The 16545-nt window shown below is 64.6% G+C and carries 17 protein-coding genes; 10 read left to right on the forward strand and 7 right to left on the reverse strand.

The annotated features are described in order from the left end of the window. Window positions 1–40: 40 nt before the first annotated feature. Window positions 41–1009, forward strand: coding sequence for an N-acetylmuramoyl-L-alanine amidase-like domain-containing protein (locus KBY95_RS01685; RefSeq protein ID WP_254962934.1), 969 nt, complete (start codon window positions 41–43; stop codon window positions 1007–1009). On the opposite strand, the gene KBY95_RS01690 is transcribed toward KBY95_RS01685, so the two are convergent. Genes KBY95_RS01690 through hisIE form a run of 4 tightly spaced genes read right to left on the reverse strand, consistent with a single transcriptional unit; the run spans window position 993 to window position 7174 of the window. Beyond that, the gene (locus KBY95_RS01690; RefSeq protein ID WP_254962935.1) at window positions 993–5501 is read right to left on the reverse strand and encodes a calcium-binding protein; all 4509 of its coding nucleotides are present in this window, start codon (window positions 5499–5501) and stop codon (window positions 993–995) included. The genes KBY95_RS01685 and KBY95_RS01690 overlap by 17 nt on opposite strands. Window positions 5502–5535: 34 nt before the next feature. Beyond that, entirely contained in the window at window positions 5536–6093 is a 558-nt protein-coding gene (locus KBY95_RS01695; RefSeq protein WP_254962936.1) for a hypothetical protein, read from the reverse strand. A gap of 56 nt (window positions 6094–6149) precedes the next feature. After that, window positions 6150–6515: a hypothetical protein gene (locus KBY95_RS01700; RefSeq protein WP_254962937.1), complete on the reverse strand. Its 366-nt coding sequence runs from the start codon at window positions 6513–6515 to the stop codon at window positions 6150–6152. Continuing rightward, the gene (gene hisIE, locus KBY95_RS01705) at window positions 6512–7174 is read right to left on the reverse strand and encodes a bifunctional phosphoribosyl-AMP cyclohydrolase/phosphoribosyl-ATP diphosphatase HisIE (protein WP_254962971.1); all 663 of its coding nucleotides are present in this window, start codon (window positions 7172–7174) and stop codon (window positions 6512–6514) included. The genes KBY95_RS01700 and hisIE overlap by 4 nt, the downstream gene beginning before the upstream one ends. Before the next feature lie 99 nt (window positions 7175–7273). Here hisIE and KBY95_RS01710 point away from each other — a divergent pair, with 99 nt between their 5' ends. Genes KBY95_RS01710 through KBY95_RS01730 form a run of 5 tightly spaced genes read left to right on the forward strand, consistent with a single transcriptional unit; the run spans window position 7274 to window position 11228 of the window. After that, window positions 7274–7783 carry a 6-carboxytetrahydropterin synthase gene (locus KBY95_RS01710; protein WP_254962938.1) on the forward strand — a complete coding sequence of 170 codons (510 nt, stop codon included), beginning with the start codon at window positions 7274–7276 and terminating at the stop codon, window positions 7781–7783. Further along, window positions 7780–8748 (forward strand): permease, encoded by a 969-nt coding sequence (locus KBY95_RS01715; RefSeq protein ID WP_254962939.1) that lies wholly within the window; start codon window positions 7780–7782, stop codon window positions 8746–8748. Before KBY95_RS01710 ends, KBY95_RS01715 begins: the two co-directional genes overlap by 4 nt. Continuing rightward, window positions 8745–9452 carry a TIGR03943 family putative permease subunit gene (locus KBY95_RS01720; RefSeq protein WP_254962940.1) on the forward strand — a complete coding sequence of 236 codons (708 nt, stop codon included), beginning with the start codon at window positions 8745–8747 and terminating at the stop codon, window positions 9450–9452. Before KBY95_RS01715 ends, KBY95_RS01720 begins: the two co-directional genes overlap by 4 nt. Next, window positions 9449–10816, forward strand: a complete 1368-nt coding sequence (locus tag KBY95_RS01725) for a hypothetical protein (protein WP_254962941.1) — start codon at window positions 9449–9451, stop codon at window positions 10814–10816. Before KBY95_RS01720 ends, KBY95_RS01725 begins: the two co-directional genes overlap by 4 nt. A 10-nt stretch (window positions 10817–10826) precedes the next feature. Then, window positions 10827–11228: a Fur family transcriptional regulator gene (locus KBY95_RS01730; RefSeq protein ID WP_254962942.1), complete on the forward strand. Its 402-nt coding sequence runs from the start codon at window positions 10827–10829 to the stop codon at window positions 11226–11228. Here the strand turns inward: KBY95_RS01730 and KBY95_RS01735 are convergent. Then, on the reverse strand, window positions 11218–11625 hold the full coding sequence (locus tag KBY95_RS01735) for a tellurite resistance TerB family protein (protein ID WP_254962943.1): 408 nt from the start codon (window positions 11623–11625) through the stop codon (window positions 11218–11220). The genes KBY95_RS01730 and KBY95_RS01735 overlap by 11 nt on opposite strands. Before the next feature lie 105 nt (window positions 11626–11730). Between KBY95_RS01735 and KBY95_RS01740 the strand changes: the two genes are divergently transcribed. From KBY95_RS01740 to KBY95_RS01755, 4 genes are all read left to right on the forward strand, one after another. Continuing rightward, a complete protein-coding gene (locus tag KBY95_RS01740; RefSeq protein WP_254962944.1) occupies window positions 11731–12912 on the forward strand; it encodes a GTP-binding protein in 1182 nt (393 codons plus the stop codon). An 87-nt stretch (window positions 12913–12999) separates the two neighbouring features. Beyond that, window positions 13000–13143, forward strand: coding sequence for a hypothetical protein (locus KBY95_RS01745; RefSeq protein WP_254962945.1), 144 nt, complete (start codon window positions 13000–13002; stop codon window positions 13141–13143). 91 nt (window positions 13144–13234) lie between these two features. After that, entirely contained in the window at window positions 13235–14326 is a 1092-nt protein-coding gene (locus KBY95_RS01750; RefSeq protein ID WP_254962946.1) for an extracellular solute-binding protein, read from the forward strand. Between the two features lie 8 nt (window positions 14327–14334). After that, complete coding sequence (locus KBY95_RS01755) at window positions 14335–15891, forward strand: iron ABC transporter permease (RefSeq protein ID WP_254962947.1); 1557 nt, start codon at window positions 14335–14337, stop codon at window positions 15889–15891. Between the two features lie 15 nt (window positions 15892–15906). Here the strand turns inward: KBY95_RS01755 and KBY95_RS01760 are convergent, their stop codons facing one another. Both KBY95_RS01760 and KBY95_RS01765 read right to left on the reverse strand, forming a co-directional pair. Then, entirely contained in the window at window positions 15907–16050 is a 144-nt protein-coding gene (locus tag KBY95_RS01760) for a hypothetical protein (RefSeq protein WP_254962948.1), read from the reverse strand. 40 nt (window positions 16051–16090) lie between these two features. Continuing rightward, window positions 16091–16545: helix-turn-helix domain-containing protein (locus KBY95_RS01765; protein WP_254962949.1), on the reverse strand; the 455-nt coding region annotated here is incomplete at its 5' end.

Genomic DNA, 16545 nt, shown 5'->3' on the forward strand with positions numbered 1-16545 from the left:
GCGGCTGTAGGGTCGCCGCGGCGGCGGCAGCAGCGGCTGGATGCGCAAACCCATTCTCCTGGTTGGCCTCACGGTGCTGATCGCCGCCGGAGCCAGCTTCGCGGCGGCCAACCTGCTGCTGCGCAACGCCACTCCGGCGAGCCGCAGCGTGGCGGCGGCGCCGCCGCCCCTACCGGGGGGGGTGGCCCTGGGGGATCCCACGCCCAAGTTTGTGGGCGATACAAAAGAGGAGGCTGCCGAGGCGATCGACGCCACAGCCTGGGCGCCGATGAACCAGGCGCTGGTGCAACTGGCGCGCCGCTATCTGGGCTTGCCGTTCAAGGAGTTCTCCCTCGATGGCGGCCCGAAGGAACAGCTGCTGCTGGATCTGAGCCAGTTTGATTGCTTCCTGTTTGTGGAGCAGCTGCTGGCGCTGAGCAACAGCCGCAAGGTGGACACCCAGGACGAAGGGGTGGAGCGCTTCACGCAGCACGTGCGGCGGCTGCGCTATGTGGATGGCGAGGTGGACTACTGCCGGCGGCAGCACTACTTCAGCCGCTGGGCCGAAGCGGCCGAGCGCAACGGCTACGTGGTGAACCTCACCCCGTTCCTGCCCGGTGCCAGCAGCCGCACGGTGGCGCTCAACTTCATGAGCAACCACATCAAGAGCTACAAGCCGATGCAGCTGGCCCGCAACAAGGAGTGCATCACGGAGCTGGAGAAGGATCTGGTGGTCAACCAGCCCTACATCCCACTGGCGGCCCTGCCGGGGGTGCTGCCGTCGCTGCGCAGTGGCGACATCTTTGCCCTGGTGACCAAGGTGCCAGGGCTGGACGTGACCCACGTGGGCTTCCTGGAGAAGCGCGACGGGGTGATTGATGCGATCCACGCGGCGGAGGGAGCGGGGGTAATCCGCAGTGAGAACTTCGAGAAATACGCCAGCAAGGTGCAGGACGTGATCGGGGTGGCGATTTATCGGCCGAGGCCGAATGATGGGGGGAAGGCAAGAAGTGCTAAGCCGGGGGGATGAGGGCGAACACGTCGGCCTCACCAAGGGTGAGGCCATTGGAAAACTGAAAAGACTCAATCCTGAACTCCTTCGCAAGGAAGTAATTCGTAACCAGCAGCTGGTCCTTGGTCACGAAGTTCATTTCAAGGTTAAAGTTCTGTCGCTGAATAGAGATGAGATCAGTGGATTTCAGATTTGAGAATCTGACCGTGTCATGGTTCGCAGGATTTAGATCGTAGTCGCTGATCTGCTTCAGGGAACCACTCCTGGCGATCACATAGGTGTCGTCACCTTCTCCACCATTCAGATAATCACTGCCAGTACCAGAGAGGAGACGATCCCTCCCTCGCCCACCATAAATGACATCATCGCCAGAACCTCCATCGAGGATGTCATCACCGTCACCACCATGGAGCGTGTCATTTCCATTTCCACCTGTCAGCACGTCATTGAGAAGGCCACCATAAAGAAGATCGTTTCCGTCCAGCCCCCTGATGCGGTTGGCCATGTCATTAAAGCCACCAAGGGAGTCATTACCTGCTGTTGCTCCACCCACGACAACCCGATCTCTGAGTTGTCTGTCACCCCAAACGACACCGTTTGAGTACTGAAAAGCTTCAATACGAAAGGCCTCTGAAACAAAATAGTTTTCAACTGAAAGCTGACCTCCTCCTGCAAGACGCAACAGCAGCTGATTACCGTGACGTTCTACTGCGGTGACATCCTGGGGTCGAAGATTCTGAAACATCACCACATCACGATTGCCAACCGTATAATCCAGATCGCTGATTTGCTTTTGATCTCCTCCCTGAGCAATCACATACACGTCATCTCCGATCCCGCCATTCAGGCTGTCATTGCCACTACCGGCCACCAACCAGTCACGGCCGGAGCCGCCACTCAACACATCATTCCCTGCTCCTCCATCAAGCCAATCATCGCCGTCGTTGCCATTCAGCCAATCATTTCCGTTCCCTCCCTTCAACACATCATCAAACCCACCACCGTGCAACTGGTCATCGCCATCCAACCCATCAATCCGGTTCACCATATCTGTGAATCCACCCAGCCAGTCATTGCCTGACGTTGCACCTCCCACCACCGCACGGTCCCGCAGATCCACATCCCCCCACAGCTCTCCATCCGCAAACTGGAAGGCTTCAACCCGGAAAGCCTCGGATACAAAATAGTTATTCACCCACAGCTGGTCGCCATTCCCATAATGCAGATACAGCTGTGAACCATGCCGCTCCACCTGCGTCACATCGGTTCCCAGTACATTCGTGAACATCACCACATCACGATTACCCACCGTGTAATCCAGATCGCTGATTTGCTTTTGATCTCCTCCCTGAGCAATCACATACACGTCATCTCCGATCCCGCCATTCAGGCTGTCATTGCCACTATCGGCCACCAACCAGTCACGGCCGGAGCCGCCACTCAATACATCGTTTCCGGCTCCACCATCAAGCCAATCATCGCCGTCGTTGCCATTCAGCCAGTCGTTGCCATTCCCACCCTTCAACACATCATCAAACCCACCACCGTGCAACTGGTCATCGCCATCCAACCCATCAATCCGGTTCACCATATCTGTGAATCCACCCAGCCAGTCATTGCCTGACGTTGCACCTCCCACCACCGCACGGTCCCGCAGATCCACATCCCCCCACAGCTCTCCATCCGCAAACTGGAAGGCTTCAACCCGGAAAGCCTCGGATACAAAATAGTTATTCACCCACAGCTGGTCGCCATTCCCATAATGCAGATACAGCTGTGAACCATGCCGTTCCACCTGCGTCACATCGGTTCCCAGTACATTCGTGAACATCACCACATCACGATTACCCACCGTGTAATCCAGATCGCCGATTTGCTTTTGATCTCCTCCCTGAGCAATCACATACACGTCATCTCCGATCCCGCCATTCAGGCTGTCATTGCCACTACCGGCCACCAACCAGTCACGGCCTGAGCCGCCACTCAATACATCGTTTCCGGCTCCTCCAATGATCAGATCTTGCCCATCTGAGCCTTGAAGATGGTTGGATGGTGCAAACCCTTGGAACAGTTGATGCTCCGACAGAAGCTGGTAGAAGATGCTGCTTGGAAGATTCTGAGCCGAGGCATACTCTTGAATCCTACCCAGAAGCAACTCGCCTTGATCCCCTAGCGACCTCAAGGCTCGACTCAGACGGAACAGCTTGAGAAAGTCTGAGGATTGGAGGACGTGAGCATCAAGATAATTGGCTACTTGTTCAAGATTAGTGCTTGAAGACTCTGGATGAATGGCTCCGTCAGGCCCCACGAGGTGTTGCAGGATGGGCCAACCATCTGTCTGAAGGATCAACTGATCTTCCAACTGGAGACGAAAATCCTCGTAGGCCTTATGCAACATCGTCACTGATGCCCCAACGGGGCGGGGATCAACCCAACCTTCGCGATAAGTCTGACCGAGCAGACGTTCCATAACAGCCAGGCGTCCGTCAATAGAACTCCAGCCTGATGTGCCTTGCTCCGAAGATATTCCGACCCAGTAGAAGATCAAGGGATCAATCAATGCCTCCCGCTGCACGGTGCTGCCTTGGATCCATCGTTCCAAGATCAATCGCAAATCACCGGATAGATCCGAGGCCATGGCCTGATGTAAGTCCGGAACACTACCCATCCCCTTCAAATCAGGAAGGCTTGCCAGTCCTTCGTCTAGCAAAACAGGCCGAAGCCATTTCGTCCGTGCCTGATCCACTCGAAACCAAACATCGTTCATGGATTGCATCGTTCCATCAGAGGCCTGGAACGCACCGATCTGAAGATGACGATTACCCTGAGGATCGGTCAAGCTTGACGGTACATAGCCAACCCCAAGCCGAAGGACATCAGCCTCATTCAAGGTTTGAAGCTCGCCTTGATCGACAACGCCATTGCTATTTCCGTCCAACCAGACCTTCAGAGTGTTCCACGCTGAATCGAGATGATCAATGAACTGATCTCCATTGTCGTCAAGCACTCTGAGGGCCTCAAAGCCGTTTTCTGCCTTACTCCCATTCGGTAGCAGCGTGTGATTCCCGAACAGTTCAGCACCACTATCGATCGTGCCATTCCCATCAAGATCGCGAACCAGTAGCCCATCCGTCGGACTGAACCAACCAGTCCTTTCAGCAAAGCCATTACCATCATGGTCGAAAAAGATATCAGAGGTTCTCTCCGCCAATGTGATGACACCATTTCGGTCAAGATCCAGAACAAGTGGGCATGAATAGGGCCTTTCTGCTGTCTGGAACTGATCCCTCATGGCCTCCATGCCTTTGTCCCAGAGATCAGCAAGGTGGCCAGCCAAAAACTCAGCTGTCTCGTCTGCGTAAGCACTACCAAGCATGGAAGCGGACAAGATCAGTCCGCCAGCGGCCAACCAACCCAGAGGACCGGCGGCAAGAAGGGGGGCTACCGCAAGTGAGGCCAATCGGCCAGCCAGGATTGCGCCTGCATTCTCCAAAGCCCATTGGGTCAGAATCCGCTCAGCAGATTCTTGATCTCCTGCATCCATGGCCGCCTTGGCGTCATAGGCCACGGCAGCGATGCTGACGACATCCGCAATATGACCCAGCTGGTCCAGGGCCTTGAGCCATCTGGATGTGCCGAGCACGTTCTGAGACTGAATATCCTGCCTATAGTGAACAGCCAGATTGTCCTGAGCTTTCCGGATATCCTGAAGCGCCTCTCGATGGGCAGCAACCCTCTCTGGTGGAATGAAGTCCGCCATGTACCGCATCGGAGTATCGGGGGGAGGAGCTGTCCCATTGATGACATTGGAATCTTCGAAGAAGCCTCGGGCATCGACTAAATAATGTTGATCTACTTGCAAAGGCATTCCATACTCATCAACCGATATCATGAGCCTAGAAGTTCTAACCTCAGATGTAGCAATAATAATCTGAAATGCTTCTTCCACTGACATCCCATGAAAAACCTCAATTGGTATTCCATCAATGCTTGTTACCCTTGGATTGCTTAGGATCAAAGGGAGTTCTGTTTGAAAGAACACTCGTTCCGTCGAAGCCCCTCCTGTGAACGTAACCACTTCACCAACAGCATCCGCAACAAACCGAGCGGAGACCTTATCCCAAACGCCATTGTTTACCCTCATCTCATCAATAACATCACCATCCATGAAGGCCTTTAGAGCATTATCGTTATTGCCAAAGATTTGCTTAAGCTTAGCGGCAAACTTTTGATTATAGTTGCTCGTGTTTTTCGTCAAATTTAAAAACTTGCCTACCTCTGACTGATCGATGGTACGGACATCGTTTCCAGACTCATGAAGTGCCTCAGCCACGGCACCAGAGTGCACGATCTTTTGACCGAAGGAAGTGAATCGGCCGGTAACCCCGCTATACAATATTGTTATGCCTCCCGTCACCCTATGATCAACTCGCTCAATCAAATCAAGAAGCTGTTCCTTTGTTTCAACTGAATCCAGCAAGAGATTGGCCTGCTCTGCAGTAAGCATCATGATGATTCAAAGCGAACTATGTGATAAGTGGATGTTAAAAATGAAATTTCACAATTGATCCATGGATTAATGTATCTCCCTCGCCATCAAGCCCAAACGCCAGCAAGGCCTCCTTCAGCACAGACTGACATTCATTGAGATCCAACCCACCCAGATTCAATGGCTGGATATGCGAAACTTCCATCCAGATAACTTGGGGTAGTATCTCTGGAGGCCTTCCCCTAACGAGGCTGGCTACGTTTAGAGATACATCCAAACAAGTCCCATGAAGGTAGAGCCAAAATCTCCCTTCAGGAACATATTCCCTGGCAAAGCTCTCAACGATTCCACCCCATAAATAGCAATCCCGCTCCTTATCCCTCGTCCAGTACCGCCCCGCACCTAGCTTGAACGGCAGGTTGTACTTAACGATGTCTTCGTCCGAGACCACTTCATTCACGAAGGCCATCTGGATCTCTTCAAAGGCGATGGAGCAGAGCGGGGGGAAGCCTCGATCCGCGATGGCGCTGTTGCCATCGCGCGGCTTCCTGGGAATCAGGAGCTGCACGTTGAGAACGTAACGATGGGGAAAGGGATCGGCCAGCTGTGGCAAAAAGCCGAAGGCCTACATGTCCTGTTCCAGGCTTCCCGGGAGCGGTCAGCCCCCCCTCACCGATCCAACTCCAACCACTTCCGCGCCTCCACCGCCGCCTTCTCCTGCCCCTGCCGGTGCCCGAAGGCAAACGCCGCCACGCAGATCAGTGTGATCGCCGCCGGCACTGTTCCCGATGGCAGCCGGTTGCGGTTGGCCAGGTCGTCCGGCAGGCCCCCCAGCGTCAGCACCAGGAAGCCCACCGCCCCCAGCGCCGTCAGGCCATAGAGAAACGGCGTGATCGTGCGGCGCGTCAGCCCGTGCAGCAGCAGCACCGCCAGCCCCACCCAGGGCAGGCTCGAGCCCAGGGCCCACAGCCAGCGTTCGCCCGATCCATCGCTCAGCCTCCGGCGGCAGGCCAGTTCACGCTTGAGCCGGCTCATTCGCGCCGTGGCGCCCCGCGCCGCTCGGCCAGCACCTCCTGCACCCGGCGCCAGTCGACGCCGTGGTGGGCCAGGGCCACCTGCACATGAAAGATCAGATCGGCCGCCTCGCCGGCGATCGCGTCCGGGTCGTCGTCTTTGCAGGCCATCACGAATTCGGCGCTCTCCTCGCCGATCTTCTTGAGGATGCGGTTGTCGCCCCCCTCCAGCAACTTGTTCGTGTAGCTGCCCGGCTCCGGGTGCTCGCGGCGCCCGTTGATCACCCGCGCCAGCTCCGTGCACACATCCGCCGGCGGTGGCAGGGCGTCCGGGCCACCGGGCGTGGCCGTTTCGCCTTCCTCGTAGAAGCAGCTGCGGGCGCCGGTGTGGCAGGCCACCTGCCCGGTCTGCTCGATCGTCAGCAGCAGCACATCGGCATCGCAGTCGTAGCGGATCCCCCTCACGTGTTGGAAATGGCCGCTGCTGGCCCCCTTGTGCCACAGCTCCTGCCGCGAGCGGCTCCAGTAGTGCACCTCCCCACTCGCCAGCGTCCGCTCGATCGCCTCCCGGTTCATCCAGGCCACCATCAGCACCGCCCCATCCAGCCAGTCCTGGGCGATGGCTGGGATCAGCCCGGCCCCGTCGAAGCGCAGCGTCCCGATCAGCTCCGGGCCGGGCAGCGCCGCCCCCCCACCGGGTGACGGCGGATGACAGGATCCAGGGGAAGCGGCGGAGGGAGCCCCCACGGGACGCGACGTCAGCTGAAGTGATCCTCCCCCATGCCCATCCCCGCCGCCCACACCTGCAGCAAGAGCTACGGCGGCTTCCCCTGCTGCCACCGCCAGTGGCGCCACCCGGGCCACTGCCGTTTCGTGCACGGCTACAGCCGCAGCTTCACCTTCTGGTTCGCCGCCCACCACCTCGATGTCCACGGCTTCGTGGTCGATTTCTCCAGCCTCCAGCCCCTGCGCGAGCGGCTGGAGCAGCAGTTCGACCACACCTTCCTGGTCAACCACGACGACCCCCTGCTGGCCCAGTGGCAGACCCTGCATGAGCAGGGCGCCCTCGACCTGCGCGTGATGGCCAACGTGGGCATGGAGGCCAGCGCCGAACTGGCCTGGGGCTGGGCCAACGAGATGCTGCACCAGCGGGATGGGGGCCGCAGCTGCTGCTGGCGCGTGGAAGCCCGCGAGAACGAGGCCAACGCCGCCTGTTTCCGCGCCCTCCCCGCCTGGTTTGAGGCCGGCGCCGCCACCGCCGCCGCCCCGGAACCCTGGCCGGCGCCGTGATCCTCACGCGACTGGCCACCGCCTGGGCCCTGTTCCAGGGGCTGCTGATCGAGGCGCTGCCCTTCCTGCTGATCGGCGTGCTGATCTCCGCCGGCGCCCGCTGGTTCGCCCCCGGCGGCCGCTGGCTGCGGCGGCTGCCGACCCACCCCCTGCTGGGGCCCCTCACCGGAGCCGCCCTCGGTTTCGCCCTGCCGGCCTGCGAATGCGGCAACGTGCCGGTGGCCCGCCGCATGCTCAGCGGTGGTGCGCCCCTCGGCGCCGGCCTCGGCTTCCTGTTCGCCGCCCCCGTGCTCAACCCGATCGTGATCGCCAGCACCTGGGCCGCTTTCCCCGACCAGCCCTGGCTGCTGCTGGCCCGGCCCATCGGCGCCGTGGTGGTGGCCGTGGGCCTGTCCCTGCTGCTGGGCCTGGTGAGCGAACCGCTGCTGCTGCAGCCCGACCTGCTGGCCGAACGGCGCCTGCACCAGCCCCTGGCGGCAGTGGGGCTGCTGGAGCGCTCCAGCGGCCTGGTGGGGTCCCCAGCGCCGTCGGCCCTCAGCGCTGAGGCCGCCCCGGTCCGGCCGCCCCTGGCCGAACTCATGAAGCACGCCAGCCAGGAGTTCCTGTATCTGGCCCTGCTGCTGGTGATGGGCAGCGTCATCGCCGCCCTGGTGCAGTCGTTCGTGCCCCGCAGCTGGCTGCTGGCGGTGGGCGGCGCCCCCACCCTCTCGATCCTGGCCCTGATGTTGCTGGCCCTGGTGGTGTCAGTGTGCTCGAGCGTGGATGCGTTCCTGGCCCTCAGCTTCGCCGCCCAGGTCACCCCCGGGGCCCTGCTCGCCTTCCTGCTCCTGGGCCCGGTGATCGACCTCAAACTCGTCAGCCTGCTCGGGCTGCTGTTCCGCCCCCGCGGCCTGGTGCTCACCACCGCCGGGGCCGCCCTGATGGTGCTGCTGATCGGCCAGTGGGTGAACCTGTGGCGCCTGTGACTCCCCCACCGCTGCAGCGGGCCCCCCTCTGGCGCGCCGCCAGCCTCGGCCTCTGGGCCCTGGTGCTGCTGGTCAGCGGCGTCGACGGCCGCCTCGACCTCCTCCTGCGGGCCGTGTTCCACCCCCTGGTGACCCTGGCCGGCCTGCTGCTGCTGCTCGTCGCCCTGCTGCAGCTTCGCCTCGCCTTCGGGCCCGGCCGGCAGGAGCGGGGCGACCGGCGCCAGGCCCGCACCCTGCTGCTCACCGCCGCCATCGCCCTGCTGGTGCTGCTGCTGCCGCCGGCTCCCTCCTTCGCCGACCTGGCCGGCCAGCGCCCCCGCGACGAGACCGCCGAAAGCGAGCTCAGCTTCGTGCTGCCCCCCGCCCAGCGCAGCCTCACCGACTGGGTGCGGCTGCTGCGCAGCCAGCCCGATCCCAAGCTGTTCGCCGGCGATCCGGTGCGCATCAGCGGTTTCGTGCTGCCCAAGGAGGGTGAACCGCCCCAGCTGGCCCGCCTGCTGGTGCGCTGCTGCCTGGCCGATGCCTCCCCGGTGGGGCTTCCCGTCCACTGGCCCGCCGGCCAGGCCCCCTTCCCCGCCGACCAGTGGCTGGCCATCGACGGCGTGATGGGCCTGGGGCCCGCCCCCGGCGGTGGCGAGCGGCTGGAGGTGGTCCCCAGCCGCATCCGGCCGATCCCCCGGCCCGCCCGGCCCCTGGAACCATGAGCCTGCGCTCCCGCTTCCCCTGGGCCCGGCCCCTGCCCCTCTCCTTGAGCCTGGCGGCCCTGCTGGCCCTGGTTCAGCAGCAGCTGCTGCTGCGCCAGCCGCCCCGGCTCGAGCGGCTCACCCCGGTGGCGGCCAGTTCCGGGCCCGCCGCCCTGCAGGCCCGCTTCAGCCGGCCGATGGATCCCGCCAGCCTGGCCGCCGAAAGCAGCCTCTCGCCCGCCCTGGCCCACCGCTGGCTCGGGGATGGCGACACCCTGTTGCTCAACCTGGCCCCCGACCAGCGCGTCAGCTCCCCGTTGATCCTGCAGCTGGCCGGCCGCGATCGCCGCGGCCTGGCCCTGCCCCCCCAGCGCTGGCAGTGGGATCCGCGGCCCCGGCTGCTGGCGGTGGTGCCGGTGGGCGCCGGCGAGCAGGTGCAGCTGCGCGACCACGACGGCCGCTGGCGGCCGATCACACCGGTCTGGCCGCGGATCACCATGCTCGAGCCGCTCGGCAACGGCGAGGCCGTGGCGGTGGTGGCCCGCTCCGAAGCCGGCCGCTTCCGGGTCTGGCGGGTGCCCCTGCGCCAGCAGCCCCTGCGCCCCCTCGGCCGCCAGGGCAGCGCCGCCCCTGCCCCCGTGCAGGCCGGCGCGCCCGAGCCCCTCGGCGCCACTGACATGGTGTTTGCCCACATCAGCGGCAACCGCCGCGGCGATCTGCTGGTGCAGGCGGGCGGGGAGCAGCCCGACCAGGTGAGCCTCCAGCTCTGGCCCGTCAGCGGCGGCCCGCAAAACCTGCCGCTCGAGGCCAGCGGTGCGGTGCGGCTGCTGCCGGAGGGCGGCTCGGCGGTGGTGCCGGAGATCGATGGCCTCAGCCTCCAGGACCTGCCGCCCCGGCCGCCCCGCCGCCAGACCCTGCCCGGCAGCCGCGACCTGAGCAGCTTCTGTCCCCGGGCCGGGCGGGCGCTGCTGGTGCGCCACTGGCCCGATTTCCGCCGCTCCCTGGAGCTGGTGGAGCCGGGCCTGGCCCCACGCCAGCTCTGGATCGGCCCCCAGGCCCTGGTGGCGACGGCCTGCAGCCGCGGCGGTGAACGCATCTGGGCCATGCTCGTCGAAGGGGCAGGCCGCCCGGCCCTCACCCTGGTCAGCCTCGACCGCCGCGGCGCCGTGCTGGCCACCAAGCGCCTCAGCCGCTGGGAGCTGGAACCCGGCACCGGCCTCAGCTACGACCCCACCAGCGACCGGCTGGCCGTGGTGCTGCGCCCGCTGGAGCAGACCCAGGGGCCCCCGCCACCGGCCCAGGTGGTGCTGATCGACGCCACCAGCCTCACCCCCGTGCCCCTGGCCCAGGAGGCGCTCCAGGCCATCTGGCTGCCGGCAGGGTAGAAACGGGACCATGCAGGCCCCCTCCGTCCCTGATCTCCCCCCCCGCCAGGCCTCCCTGCTGGCGGAACTGCGCCAGGCCGACGGGGAGCTGAGCGGCCAGGATCTCCACGCCCGCCTCCGGGGTGGCCCCGCCGCCATGGGTCTGGCCACCGTCTACCGCCACCTGCGCCAGCTGCAGCAGCGGGGCCTGGTGCGCTGCCGCCACCTGCCCAGCGGCGAGGCCCTCTACGCGCCGACGGAACGGGACGAGCACCACCTCACCTGCGTCGACTGCGGCAGCACCCGGGTGCTCAGCCACTGCCCGGTGCACAACCTGCACCTTCCCGGTGAGGACCTCGGCGGCTTTCAGCCGCTGTATCACACCCTGGAATTCTTCGGGCTGTGCGAGCGCTGCCGGGGCGTCAGCCCTTGAGGCTGTCGCGGTGCAGCACCGCCATCACCTCGAGGATCTGGCTGCAGCGCTCGGCCGGCACGCTGATCAGTTCCCCCAGCCGCTGCAGCATCTGCTGCTCCACCGGCTTGAAGCTGCGGTTGGTGTGCACCAGCAGGGCCGCCATCGCGTAGGCCGTCTCCTGCTGGGGAGGGGTCAGCACCGGCGCGGCCTCGATCAGCAGCGTCTCCCAGCCGCCGCTGCGCAGCCGCCCCAGCAGGCCCTCGAACATTGCCCCCATCACGGCTTCACCGAGCTTGCTGTAGGGCGAGCGCACCTCCAGCAGCTGGCGCAGCATGGCGGCCTCATCGGCGTCGAGGGCACCATCGCAGGCCACGGCGGCAAGGCCGATGGCGGCGAAGGCTTCGCTGGGGTTCATGGACCGGTTTCGAAGAGCGCCATTCCAGCAGTCTTTACGGCGCTGCTGGGGCGCCCATGGGGCGGTCGCGCCGGCAGAATCACCACAACGCCTTTGCTTCTCCCCATGACCAGCACGAAACTGGATGCCCCGACAGCGGCGGCGGTGGTCAGCGAGGCCAAGCCGATCTCCGTGCCGGTGACGATCCTCACCGGGTTCCTGGGGGCGGGCAAAACCACCCTGCTCAACCACATCCTCACCAACCAGGAGGGGGTCAAGACCGCCGTGCTGGTGAATGAGTTCGGCGAGATCGGCATCGACAACGAGCTGATCGTGGCCACCGGCGACGACATGGTGGAACTGAGCAACGGCTGCATCTGCTGCTCGATCAACGGCGAGCTTCTGGAGGCCGTCTACCGGGTGCTGGAGCGCCCCGAACCGGTCGACTACCTGGTGGTGGAGACCACCGGGCTGGCCGATCCCCTGCCCGTGGCCATGACCTTCCTCGGCAGCGACCTGCGCGACCTGACCCGGCTCGATTCGATCATCACCCTGGTGGACGCGGAGAACTTCGGCGCCGAGACGCTGCAGGGGGAGGTGGGCCGCTCCCAGATCATCTACGGCGACATGATCCTTCTCAACAAGTGCGACCTGGTCAGCGAGGAGCGGCTGGACGCCCTCGAAGCCGAGCTGCGGGCGATCAAGAACGAGGCCCGCATCCTGCGCTCGGTGAAGGGGGCGGTGCCCTTGCCGCTGCTGCTGAGCGTGGGCCTGTTCGAGACCGACAAGGTGGTGGCCCAGCAGCAGGCCCCCGCCGCCCCCAGCCACGACCACGATCACGGCCATCCCCACGCTCACGACAGCGAAGACCACAGCCACTGCGACCATGACCACGGTCACTGCGAGCACGAACCCGAGGCCGCAACCACAAGCGGAGGCCACGATCACGGCCATCTCCACGATCACGACCACGACCACGGCAGCCATCCGGACCACCAGGCCATCGAGGGCTTCACCTCCCTCTCCTTCCGCAGCGACGGCCCCTTCTCGCTGCGGAAGTTCCAGAATTTCCTCGACAACCAGATGCCGGCCGGCATCTTTCGCGCCAAGGGCATCCTCTGGTTCAACGAAAGCGAGCGCCGCCACGTGTTCCACCTGGCCGGCAAGCGCTTCTCCATCGACGACAGCGACTGGCCGGGGGAACGCAAGAACCAGCTGGTGCTGATCGGCAAGGATCTCGACCACAAGCGGCTGCGCCAGCAACTCCAGGCTTGTGTGGCCAAGGAGGCGGGCAAGGGCTTCGCCTGATCGCCCTTGCTCTTTTGGCCGAATGGCGGCAACCACTACGGAAGCACTGGCTGGCGCCGCTAGGGTTGCGTCCTACGAACGTTTCCCATGACCGAGTTCCTCCTGATGACGGGCGTGCTCGCCCTTCTCGGTCTGGTGTTGTGGATGGCGATGGACTCGGACGACGACAATGGCGGCGGCGGCCTGATGCAACCCGCCCTGATCCCGGTGCGGCGCTCCACGTCCTATTGAGGCGTAATCATTGTTACGCGCCCTAGCGTCGTTTGTTCGCTCTACCACTGGAGAGGCTTCATAGGGTCCGGGCTTGCACCCGTTCTTCACGATGCCCAGCTCCAGGCTCACCCTTTGTCGTCTCTGGCTTCCCGTCGGCGGATCCGCTGCCTTGGGCGCAGCGTTGTTGGCCTTCTTCGGCAGTGCCACCCTGCCGGCCATCGGCCAGTCCAAAGACAACCATCCCGCCATCGCCCAGGCCGGCGGCACCATCGGTGTTTACTCCGGCCGGCACTACAACACCGACAAGGAGCTCTATCGCCAGTTCACCGCCCGTACGGGCATCAAGGTGAACGTGCTGGAGGCCAAGGATGACGCCCTGCTGGAGCGCCTCAAGAGTGAGGGCGCGAACAGCCCCGCCGATGTGCTGGTGCTCGTCGACGCCGCTCGCCTCGACGCCGCCACCGACCAGGGCCTGTTCCGACCAAGCCGTTCTGCCGCCCTTCAGCGCGACGTGCCCGCCAACCTGCGCGATGCCCAGGGCCGCTGGTTCGGCCTGACGCGTCGTGTCCGCGCTGTGGTCGTCAATCCCAAGCTGGTGAATCCCGCCACGATCCGCACCTATGCCGACCTGGCCAAGCCGGCGCTGAAAGGCAAGCTCTGCCTGCGGGAGCGCAAGAGCCCCTACAACCAGTCGCTGGTGGCCAGCCGCATGATCCTCAACGGTGATGCCGCCACCCGCACCTGGATCCGCGGCATGGTGGCCAACATGAACCAGCCCTTCTTCACCTCCGACACCCCCCTGGCCCGGGCCGTCGCCAGGGGAGAGTGTGGCGTGGGCGTGGTGAACTCCTATTACATCGCCCGCATGCTCTCTGGTGAAGGCGGCGCCCAGGACAAGCAACTGGCCGAGCAGTTGAAGGTGGTCTACCTCAACCCGTCCCATGTCAACATCACCGGAGCCGGCGTGACCCGCCATGCCAGGAATCCGCAAGGGGCGATCAAGCTGATCGAATTCCTGGCCTCTCCCACCGGCGGCCGCGGCTACGCCGAAGCCAACAACGAATACCCCCTCAAGGGCTTCGGGGATAATCCCATCCTCAAGCGGTTCGGCACCTTCCGGGCCGATGGCGTCTCGGTGGAGCAGATCGGATCCAAGAGCAGGGCGGCCACCCAGATGATGGAAGCTACCGGCTGGAAGTAGGTCACCGGATGGGGGTTTTGGCAACGTCCGAGCGGGCACCTGCCAACAGGGCCGCGCCGCCACTGCGGCGCGCACCCCTGGCAGCGGCCGTGCTCCTCGTCTGCGGCCTGGCCCTGCTGCCGTTCCTGGTCCTGGCGGGCTTTGCCGTGCGGGAGGCCGGCTCCAGCCGCCTCTGGCTTGGGAGCGAAGGCCTGGAGCAACTGACCAACACCCTGGCGCTGGTGGTGGGGGTTGGCCTGATCGGTGCCCTGCTGGGCACCGCCAACGGCTGGCTCACCGCCTGCTGCCGGTTCCCGGGCCGCCGCTGGCTGCGGCTGGCCCAGGTGCTGCCCCTGGCGGCCCCTGCCTTCGTGCTGGCTGCCGTGCTGGTCGACCTGGGCAGCCGCTGGGGCTTCCGCGTGCACGGCATCGGCTGGGCCGTGCTGCTGCTCAGCCTCACCACCTACAGCTATGTGTTCCTGCTTTCCACCGAGAGCTTCTCCGGCAGTGGTCAACGCCAGCTCGAGGCCTGCCGCAGCCTGGGCGTAGGCCCCTGGGGCAGCTTCCGGCGGGTCGCCCTGCCCCTGGCACTGCCGTCCATCGGCGCCGGGGTCGCCCTCAGCGGCATGGAGGTGGTCAATGAGCTCGGCGCGGTGGAACTTCTGGGCGTACCCACCCTCTCGCGGGGCATCCTGCAACGCTGGCAAGGGGAAGGTGATCTGCAGGGGGCCGTGGGTCTGGCCCTGATCGCCCTGGTGCTGGTCAGCTTGCTGGTGGGGGCCGAACGCTGGATGCGTCAGCGCAGCCGCCGCTGGAACATCGGCCAGGACGGGGCCGGCACGTTGCAGTGGGAGCTGCGGGGCTGGCGTCGCCACCTGGCCCAGCTGCTCACCCTGGCGCCGCCCCTGGCCAGCCTGGGGATCCCCCTCACCTGGCTGGTGGTGAGCCGTGACCATCTCCAGAGTGATCCGCTCGAGGAACTGCTGGCCCTCACCGGGCGCAGCCTTGGTCTGGCCCTGGTGGCCACGCTGGTCACGGTGGCGGCGGCCCTGCTGCTGGCCATCAGCCGCCGCTGGCTGTCCCAGCCCCTGCTGGGCCGGCTCACCTTCTTCGCCGGCATGGGCTACGCGGTGCCCGGCACGGTGCTGGCCCTGGCCCTGATGCTGATCGGCGGACCGCTGCAGCTCAGCCCCCTGGTGCTGCTGCTCTGGGGCTACGGCGATCGCTTCCTGGCTGTCTCGAAACAGGGGCTCGATGCCTCATTCGAGCAAATCCCCCCCAGTCTCGATGAATGCGCCACCAGCCTCGGCTGCAGCTGGCTGGCGGTGCTGCGCCGCATCCACCTGCCCCTGCTGCGCGGTCCGCTGCTGGTGGGGGCCCTGCTCGTGTTCGTCGACGTGGTGAAGGAATTGCCCCTCACCTTCTCGCTGCGCCCCTTCGACTTCGACACCCTCTCGGTGCGGGTCTATCAGTACGCCAGCGACGAACGGGTGGGGGCGGCCCTGGTGCCGGCGATGCTGATCCTGGCCCTGGGGCTGGCGGCCTCGGTGGCCCTCATGCCCAGCCTCGAGCGGCAGGAGAAATGAACCATCAGCGCGACCTCAGTCGCGGCCGCAGCAGCACTTGCCGCCTTTCCACTTGGAGCATTTTTTCTGGCGGCAGCCTTTTTTCTTGGCCTGCGTCTGCGGGCCGCGGACGCTGATGGCGGCGGGGCTGTCGGGAAGGCTGCCGAGGGACTGGGCCATGGGTCAGGCGAAGGTAAGGGCGGGAGAAAAAGGAAAGTGATCAGAAGGCCAGGGGAGCACCATCCACCAGGGCCGGCGCCAGCCGCAGGCTGGTTTCACCGCTGGGGGCCTGCAGCAGTTCGGCGGCCCGGATGCGGGAGATCAACCGGGTGGTGGTGACCCGGGTGGTGCCGATCAGTTCGCCGATGCGCTCGTGGGTGAGGCGGAAGGGCAGGTCGCACCAGGGCCCGCAGCGGCGCCCCAGCCGCCGCACCAGCAGCGAGAGCAGGGCATGCAGCCGCTGCTCGGCGCTGCCGAGGTGACGGATGCGCAGCAACTGCAGGGTCCACTCGTTGACCGGATCGAAACCATGGCCGTCGAGCGGCTGGGCATCGCTGCGGAAACACAAGGGGGTGAGGGCTTCGATGCAGACGCCTTCGCTGCAGAGGCGGTCGGTGCGCAGCTGGTCGCCGGACTGGAGGAAGGCCAGGGTCATCCCCTCGGTCTCCTCACAGG

The organism is Cyanobium sp. Aljojuca 7A6, assembly GCF_024346455.1.
Classification (GTDB): Bacteria; Cyanobacteriota; Cyanobacteriia; order PCC-6307; family Cyanobiaceae; genus Cyanobium.